The following is an 8,842-nucleotide window of genomic DNA, read 5'->3' as shown; positions in this document are numbered from 1 at the left end:
ACTGATTGTGCTGACAACAGTGTGGATTATGTTCATACGGTGACCATCGACTACGATGAGTTGGAAACTCCGACCGCGACCTTTGCCGATGTAGCCTGTTACGATGATATCGTATTGCCAACCCCACCAACGGTGTTAGATAGTTGTGGTGAATCGATCACACCATCTGATCCAGTGGAAGGGACAGTTCCAGATTGTGAGGGCGATGTGACCTACACCTGGACCTATACTGATTGTGCTGACAACAGTGTGGATTATGTTCATACGGTGACCATCGACTACGATGAGTTGGAAACTCCGACCGCGACCTTTGCCGATGTAGCCTGTTACGATGATATCGTATTGCCAACCCCACCAACGGTGTTAGATAGTTGTGGTGAATCGATCACACCATCTGATCCAGTGGAAGGGACAGTTCCAGATTGTGAGGGCGATGTGACCTACACCTGGACCTATACTGATTGTGCTGACAACAGTGTGGATTATGTTCATACGGTGACCATCGATTATACCCAGGGTATAACAGCACCTGATGATGATGAAATGGACGTTCAGTGTCCGGAAGATGCAGTAATGCCAAATGCCCCAGAAAATATTACTGATGCTTGTGGTAGGACTGTTGAGCCATTCTTTAGTGGCAGGGAAGGAAATCCAGATGATATAGTATGTAATGGTACAGTTATTTATACCTGGACATATACTGCATGTGATGGAGAAACCACCGATACATATACATATACATATAATGTAAAGGATACCACAGATCCAGAAATTCAATTACCAGAGTATGAGGATACAGTTTGTGAGGATGAAGTTCCAGCAAGCTTAACCGCAACCTGGACAGATAATTGTGCAGATGATGAAGAAATCACTGCTTTCGCAGAACTGGTAGGTGAGGATGAATGTTCAATGACCTACAGATATTATTTTGAGAAAGCAGACGATTGTGGAAATCCTGCTTCTGAAGAGATCTTTATCGTTCGCGAGATCGATTTGGTTGGAGAATGTGAAACTATCTTCGGATATGCTAGTGAGGATATTAGTCGATGCTTCCTTGAAGATGACTTCAACAGATGGGGTTGGACTAATGAGTTAACTGCCGAAGGTAGCTATGACCTAACCCTGTATGCCGGAGCTGGACAATGTGACCGTACAAAAGGTGCTGTTGCAGGAACTGCGACCATAGATTACTCTGGAGGTGAAGTTACGGTAACTTACCAGATGGATGGTTATACTTTGAGTGAAGCACATGTTTACATTGGCTGTACTCCATATCCACTTAAAAATGGTAGTCCAACTGTGGCACCAGGTCAATATAACTTTAATCCAAGATTTAGCGAGAACGTTCAGGCTTATCAGGTAGGACCCGTAGATGTGTCAGATCTGGATGAAGTGTATGTGATAGTTCATGGAGTGGCCTGTGAAATTATTTGTCAGTGTACTCCAGATGTTAATGGAGAAATCCAGTCATCATTTGATGGAGCTCAAGCTGAATGTGATGAAAGTGATGAAAGTGAAACGGCTTCTAATGGAAATGGTAATGGCAAAAATAACAAAGTTGCCGAAGCTGGAAACTTCAAAGCTTCTCCGGTTCCATTCAATGAGAGGTTAACGATCCAATATGATTTCGAATATACTTCGAAAAAAGTGGATATTCAGGTGTATGATCTTAGCGGTAGATTACTTAGAACTTATAGTGATAAGAAAGTTACCGGAGGTGACACTAAAGAACTGGAAATTGATTTTGCTCTAAAAGCAAATCAGGTTTACCTCATCAGAATGGTGACAGATCGTGAAGTGTTAACGAAAAGCGTTATATCCTCATCGAGAAAATAAGTAAATGTTTAACTTAAAAAGAAAGAGCAGCCATTGGCTGCTCTTTTGCTTTATATAAATTTCAAAAAAATTAATCCTTAAGTATGCTTCTGGAAATAACGATCTTCTGGATCTCTGAAGTTCCCTCGTAGATCTGGGTGATCTTAGCATCACGCATTAATCTTTCCACGTGATATTCTTTTACATAACCATTTCCTCCGTGAACCTGAACCGCTTCAACCGTAACGTCCATCGCTGTTTGAGAAGCGTGTAGTTTAGCCATGGCACCAGATAAATCATAATTAAGTCCCTGGTCTTTATCCCAGGCAGCTTTCATCACCATATGGCGTGCAGCTTCAATCTGGGTATGCATATCTGCAAGTTTAAAGGCAATCGCCTGGTGGTTGCAGATCTCTGTGCCAAATGCTTTTCTTTGCTTGGAATAATCCAGGGCAAGTTCATAAGCTCCCGAAGCTATACCTAAAGCCTGGGCAGCAATACCGATCCTTCCACCGGAAAGGGTTTTCATGGCGAATTTAAATCCAAATCCGTCCTCACCAATTCTGTTCTCTTTAGGAACTTTTACGTCATTGAAATTCAATGAATGCGTGTCACTTCCTCTGATTCCCAATTTTTGTTCTTTAGGACCTATTTCAAAACCGTCCCACTCTTTTTCCACGATAAAGGCATTGATACCTTTATGCTTCTTCTCTTTATCTGTTTGTGCGATCACCAGGTAATAATCTGCAGAACTACCGTTTGTGATCCAGTTTTTAGTACCATTAAGTATATAATGATCTCCCTTATCTATAGCCGTGGTTCTTTGAGAAGTGGCATCACTTCCTGCTTCAGGTTCAGAAAGACAGAAAGCTCCCAGTTTTTCGCCGGTGGTTAATTTTGAAAGGTATTTTTTCTTTTGTTCCTCTGTTCCGAAAGTGTCAAGTCCCCAGCATACCAAAGAATTGTTCACAGATACCATTACTGAAGCCGAGGCATCAATTTTGGAAAGCTCTTCCATAACCAGGATGTATGAAATGGTATCCATTCCACCACCACCGTATTCCGGAGAGGTCATCATTCCAAGAAAGCCAAGGTCTCCCATTTTTTTGATGAGTTCCTTAGGGAATTCCTGTTTCTCATCTCTTTCGATCACCCCCGGTAATAATTCTGTTTTAGCAAAATCACGAGCGGCATCACGTATCATTATATGTTCTTCGGTCAACTTAAAATCCATATGAAAAAATTTTATAAAAAACTGATTTTTGGAGCGCAAAGATAGCTTTTTGATACCTATTTTTCAATTGATATTAAGTATTTTTACGAATATGAAAAAAACCGGGTACAGGGTCTTAGGGGTCATGTCGGGAACTTCTCTGGATGGAATAGACCTCGTTTATACCGAAATTGAAACTGAGCAACATTTTAGCTATAAAATAATTTATGCTGAAACCGTGCCCTATCCTGAAGAATGGCGCCAGAAACTTAGCCATGCTATAAATCTGGAGGCGGCAGATCTAAACCAACTGGATGTTGATTACACTACTTTCCTGGCCAGTGTGATCAAAGATTTTATAGATAAGTATGACCTGCATTTACTGGAGGCGGTATGCAGCCATGGGCATACGGTAAAACACAGGCCTAAACAAGGAGTCACCTATCAGATCGGCAACCTGCCGGTGCTGGCAGAGTTTCTGGAAATACCGGTGGTTTGTGATTTCAGGGTTCAGGATGTTGAACTAGGCGGTCAGGGAGCTCCATTAGTCCCTATAGGAGACAGACTACTTTTTAATGCCTACCGCTACTGTATCAATCTTGGTGGTTTTGCCAATATCTCCATGGAAAAGGATAGTCAAAGAATCGCCTATGATATTTGTCCTGTCAATACGGTTTTCAACTATTTTATGCAGAAAACCGGCAAGGAATATGACCAGGATGGTGAAATGGCCAGGTCTGGCTTATTGAATGAAAAACTTCTGTCCCGTTTAAACGCACTGAAATTTTATAAAAAGGAACCTCCTAAATCTTTAGGGATAGAATGGGTGAATTCTCATATTATTCCCATACTGGAAGACACCGATCTTAGCATCCCTGATCTTCTTAGAACATATGCTGAACATGTCGCCATCCAACTGGATAGAACTACCCATGAAAATCAGGAAGCAGATGTGCTTGTAACCGGGGGAGGAGTGAAAAACCTTTTCCTCATGGAAAGATTCAGATCCTTATCTGGGTGCAATATTATAGTACCCGATGTTGAATTAATAGATTTTAAAGAAGCATTGATCTTTGCCTTGCTGGGAGTATTAAAATTGAGGGGAGAAGTTAACGTTTTAAGTTCGGTCACCGGGGCCAAAATAGACCATTCGTCGGGACGGGTATATGAACCCTGAAAATTTTGTCAAATTAAGAATGAAGGCTGCTTAGTTTTTTATATTTGCCTCAAATTATTCCAAAAATGAAAGAATTACTTAATAAATACGAAAATAAAGAACCTGAAATCGTTTTTAACTGGAAAGACTCTGAGACCGAGGCAGAAGGATGGACGGTGATCAATTCCCTAAGGGGTGGTGCGGCCGGTGGTGGTACCAGGATGAGGGTAGGATTAGACCAGAATGAAGTGCTTTCCCTGGCTAAAACCATGGAAGTGAAATTCACCGTTTCAGGACCTGCTATTGGTGGGGCTAAATCTGGAATAAATTTTGACCCTGCAGATCCTCGCAAAAAAGGAGTTTTGGAACGTTGGTATAAAGCAGTTTCACCGCTATTAAAAAGTTACTACGGGACTGGAGGCGATCTAAATGTTGATGAGATCCACGAAGTAATTCCAATAACCGAAAATTGCGGAGTCTGGCATCCACAGGAAGGGGTGTTCAATGGTCATTTTCATCCTACAGAGGCAGATAAAATTAATAGAATCGGTCAGTTGAGACAGGGAGTGATCAAAGTTCTGGAGAACACCAATTTTTCACCAGATGTAAGCCGTAAATACACAGTTGCAGATATGATCACCGGTTACGGAGTTGCTGAAGCCGTACACCATTATTATTCCATTTATGGTGGAGATATTAAAGGCAAAAGAGCCATTGTTCAGGGATTTGGTAATGTTGGTTCTGCTGCTGCATACTACCTTTCTCAAATGGGAGCTAAGATCGTTGGGATCATCGACCGCGCAGGAGGGCTTATTAATGAAGATGGATTTACATTTGAAGAAATTCAACAGATGTTCCTGGATAAAGACGGAAATGCTTTAAGACATAAAGATGTTATCCCTTTTGAAGAGATCAATGAAAAAGTCTGGAAACTGGACGCTGAGATCTTTGCGCCATGTGCGGCATCAAGATTGATCTCCAAGGACCAGATTACCAACCTTATCGATAGAAAACTGGAAGTGATCTCTTGCGGTGCTAATGTTCCTTTTGCAGATAAAGAGATTTTCTTTGGACCAATTATGGAATATACCGATGAGCGGGTAAGCCTGATTCCTGATTTTATTTCAAATTGTGGCATGGCCCGCGTATTTGCTTATTTCATGGAAAGAAGGGTTCAAATGACCGATGAGGCTATTTTTAATGACACATCCATGACCATTAAAAATGCTATTCAAAATACTTTTGATAATAATAGCAGCAAAACCAATATTAGCAAAACAGCCTTCGAAGTAGCTCTTAAACAGCTTGTTTAAAAGTTTGTGTAAACATTTTACCGCTTCAGGTAAAACGATACTGCTGATTAATTAAATTTGGTTTACAATTAATATCATTAAAGCACGTTACATTTAAAAACCCAATTATACATATGCTTAACTTTTTTCAGCAGGACGAGGCGGCTGAAGCTGCCCAGGCAGCAGAGCCGATCGTAGAAGAAAAGACCCTCTCATTATTCGATTTAATGTTTAGTGGGGGTCTTGGCGGCCAGATAATTATTATCATTCTCTTCATTCTCCTTTTCGCCGCAGTTTATATCTATTTTGAAAGATTGTTTGCAATCAAGGCAGCAGGGAAGATCGATAAGAATTTTATGTTGATGATCAAGGACAGTGTTCTTAACGGGAATATAGAATCGGCCAAAGTGCGATGTGCCCAGAGTGATTCACCGGTGGCCCGACTTACCGAAAAAGGTATTTCCAGGATTGGCAGTCCTTTAGAAGATATTAATACCGCCATCGAAAATGCCGGAAGACTGGAAATCTATAAACTTGAAAAAAATGTAAGTATCCTGGCTACCGTAGCAGGTGCTGCTCCCATGATTGGATTTCTGGGAACGGTAATAGGAATGGTACTGGCTTTTCATGAATTGGCTACCAGTAGCGGGCAGGCTCAAATGGGCGCACTTGCTGAAGGTATTTATACTGCTATGACCACGACAGTTGCGGGTCTTATCGTAGGTATTATCGCTTATATTGGGTATAACCATTTAGTAGTGAAAACCGATAAAGTGGTACATCAGATGGAAGCTACGGCGGTAGATTTTCTGGATCTGCTAAACGAACCTGCTTAATATGAATTTAAGAGGAAGAAATAAAATTAGCCCTGAGTTTAGCATGAGCTCGATGACAGATGTTGTTTTTCTTCTGCTCATCTTTTTTATGCTAACCTCACCGGTGATCACTCCTGAAGCCCTGGATCTTATCCTTCCAAAAGCTAAAGGTAAAACAACCAGTAAGCAAACCCTTTCGGTTAGTATAACCAAAGATCTGCAGACGTATATTAATAGTGAGAGGATAAGCAGCAGTGCTCTTGAATCTACACTGAAAACCCGGATGGCCGGGGAAGAAGATCCTACCATTATTTTAAGGGTGGAAGAAGGAGTGCCTATAGAAAAGGCCGTTAATGTGATGGATATCGCAAATCGAAATAGTTATAAGATCGTATTGGCGGTAAAACCCGAATAGATGTCGTTACTGGAAACCGAACATGAGAGGAAGTCTTTTACCATCACTGTAGTATTACATGTGATCCTTATTCTATTGTTGATATTTTTTGGCTTAACCTACCTGGACCCTCCACCGGAAAGTGGTATTGCCATAAATTTTGGAACTTCTGAAGTGGGTATGGGAAATGAGCAACCTAAAGAGCCGGTAAAATCTGCTCCTAAGAAGGCCGCAGCTCAGCCGGTAAAAGCGGAACCTGTTATTGAAAAAGAGGTCGTTACCCAGGACGTGGAAGATGCTCCGGTAATTAAGAAAAAGAAAAAAGAACCGGTACCTGTAGAAACCAAACAACCGGAGCCAAAAGTGGAGCCGAAGCCGGTAAAAAAACCAGATCCTAAGCCAGACAAATCCACCAATGATGCATTAAGCAGTATCCTTAATGGTCCTGAGAGGTCGGGACAGAGTAACGGTGGAGACGGTAATGATAATGTAGCCGGCGATAAAGGTAGCCCTGATGGTGATCCTAAAGCAAGTTCTTATTACGGTCAGGGAGCAGGATTGGATGGAGATGGTAATTACAGGTTAGGTGGAAGAAAAGCTTTGAATAAAGAAAAGTTCGTGCAGGATTGTAACGAATCAGGAATTGTAGTGGTGAAAATTGTTGTAGATCAATCTGGAAGGGTTATAAGTGCTCAACCGGGAATGAAAGGAACTACCAATAGCGTTTCCTGTCTTACCGAACCAGCCAAAAGGGCAGCTCTTGCAACCAGGTTTAATAGTGATCCTAATGCACCTTCAACGCAGGTAGGAACCATTGTGTACGATTTTAAACTTACCGAGTAGTTGGAATCCTATAAAGAAACGCTTCACTGGATGTTTCAGCAGTTGCCGATGTTCCAGAGAATAGGAAAGCAGGCCTTCAAGAAAGACCTGACCAATACTCTAAAACTGGTTGAACATTTAGATCATCCTGAAAGAAAATTCCGAAGTGTGCATGTTGCCGGTACTAATGGGAAGGGATCTGTTTGTCATATGCTGGCTTCTGTTTTTCAGGCAGCAGGCTACAAAACGGGACTGTATACTTCACCTCATTTAAAAGATTTCCGGGAGCGGATCAGGATCAATGGTGAGGTGATTCCGGAGGAAGAAGTGATTTCATTTATTAGCAGAAATAAAGCTTTTCTCAAAGCTAATAAACTAAGTTTCTTCGAAATGACCGTAGGGATGGCCTTTGACTATTTCGCTAAACAAAAGGTTGATATTGCGATCATCGAAACCGGGATGGGTGGTCGACTTGATTCTACCAATATCATTATCCCGGAACTTTCCGTGATTACTAATATAGGCCTGGACCATACCAGCTTTCTTGGAAATGATCTCGCCTCAATAGCTACCGAAAAAGCAGGAATTATTAAAAAGAATGTACCTGTAGTGATTGGTGAAAAACATCCTGAAACTTCAGCTGTATTTAAAGAAAAGGCAGAAGCCAGTATTGCTGAAATCGAATTTGCCGAAGACAATTCTTTCCCTTTTTTCGATTCCGATTTGAAAGGTATATATCAAAGGAAAAATTTAAATACCGTACTGTCCTCCTTAATGATCCTAAAAAAGGATGGTTGGAATTTTTCTGAAGAGCATATAAGAAAGGGTTTAAATAATGTAATCCAGAATACAGGTTTGCGGGGGCGTTGGGAAATCCTTAAAGAAAATCCAAAGGTTATATGCGATACCGCTCATAATACCGAGGGTTTGAAAATTGTCCTTGAGCAGTTAAATAGGGAAAGCTTTGAACATCTTCATATAATTTTAGGTGTGGTGAATGATAAGGACCTTGCCGGGGTTCTGCCATTGTTTCCAAAACAGGCAACCTTCTATTTTGCAAAACCTGATGTTCCCAGAGGTTTGGACGCCTATGCTTTACAGGAGTCGGCTGGAAAATTTGGACTTAAAGGAAATGTCTTTCCTTCGGTCGAGTTAGCCTATAAGAAGGCTTTGGAAAATGCGACCGCGCAAGATCTCATTTTTGTGGGAGGCAGTAATTTTACCGTTGCAGAAGTACTTTAACGTATTATAGTGCCGAAATAAAAAATTGCCTATCTTTATAGGAACTCTGTTTCAGTAGTTTATATATTCAGTCCCCCTGTTTACATTATAACT

General features: G+C 41.2%; 8 protein-coding genes. 7 read left to right on the top strand and 1 reads right to left on the bottom strand.

Translation table 11 applies throughout. The features are described 5' to 3' along the window. Positions 1-1,836: HYR-like domain-containing protein (locus tag FGM01_RS14545; RefSeq protein WP_166435211.1), on the top strand; the 1,836-nt coding region annotated here is incomplete at its 5' end. Positions 1,837-1,906: 70 nt separating this feature from the next. Here FGM01_RS14545 and FGM01_RS10175 read toward each other — a convergent pair. Further along, positions 1,907-3,049 (bottom strand): acyl-CoA dehydrogenase, encoded by a 1,143-nt coding sequence (locus FGM01_RS10175; RefSeq protein WP_143411048.1) that lies wholly within the window; start codon positions 3,047-3,049, stop codon positions 1,907-1,909. Positions 3,050-3,140: 91 nt separating this feature from the next. Between FGM01_RS10175 and FGM01_RS10170 the strand changes: the two genes are divergently transcribed. The 6 genes from FGM01_RS10170 (at position 3,141) to FGM01_RS10145 (ending at position 8,749) form a co-directional block, all read left to right on the top strand. After that, entirely contained in the window at positions 3,141-4,205 is a 1,065-nt protein-coding gene (locus FGM01_RS10170) for an anhydro-N-acetylmuramic acid kinase (RefSeq protein WP_143411047.1), read from the top strand. Between the two features lie 65 nt (positions 4,206-4,270). Further along, entirely contained in the window at positions 4,271-5,497 is a 1,227-nt protein-coding gene (locus FGM01_RS10165) for a Glu/Leu/Phe/Val dehydrogenase dimerization domain-containing protein (protein ID WP_143411046.1), read from the top strand. A 113-nt stretch (positions 5,498-5,610) separates the two neighbouring features. After that, positions 5,611-6,312, top strand: a complete 702-nt coding sequence (locus FGM01_RS10160) for a MotA/TolQ/ExbB proton channel family protein (RefSeq protein WP_143411045.1) — start codon at positions 5,611-5,613, stop codon at positions 6,310-6,312. A gap of 1 nt (position 6,313) precedes the next feature. Then, a complete protein-coding gene (locus tag FGM01_RS10155) occupies positions 6,314-6,706 on the top strand; it encodes an ExbD/TolR family protein (protein ID WP_143411044.1) in 393 nt (130 codons plus the stop codon). Continuing rightward, positions 6,707-7,528: an energy transducer TonB gene (locus FGM01_RS10150; RefSeq protein ID WP_143411043.1), complete on the top strand. Its 822-nt coding sequence runs from the start codon at positions 6,707-6,709 to the stop codon at positions 7,526-7,528. It begins immediately after the preceding gene. Positions 7,529-7,558: 30 nt separating this feature from the next. Beyond that, positions 7,559-8,749 carry a bifunctional folylpolyglutamate synthase/dihydrofolate synthase gene (locus FGM01_RS10145; protein WP_143411067.1) on the top strand — a complete coding sequence of 397 codons (1,191 nt, stop codon included), beginning with the start codon at positions 7,559-7,561 and terminating at the stop codon, positions 8,747-8,749. Positions 8,750-8,842 lie beyond the last annotated feature (93 nt).

The sequence above is a fragment of the Christiangramia sabulilitoris genome, assembly GCF_007050985.1.
GTDB classification, from domain to species: Bacteria; Bacteroidota; Bacteroidia; order Flavobacteriales; family Flavobacteriaceae; genus Christiangramia; species Christiangramia sabulilitoris.
Note: the sequence above shows the minus strand (reverse complement) of the source record. Positions and strands in the feature narration are given on the sequence as shown.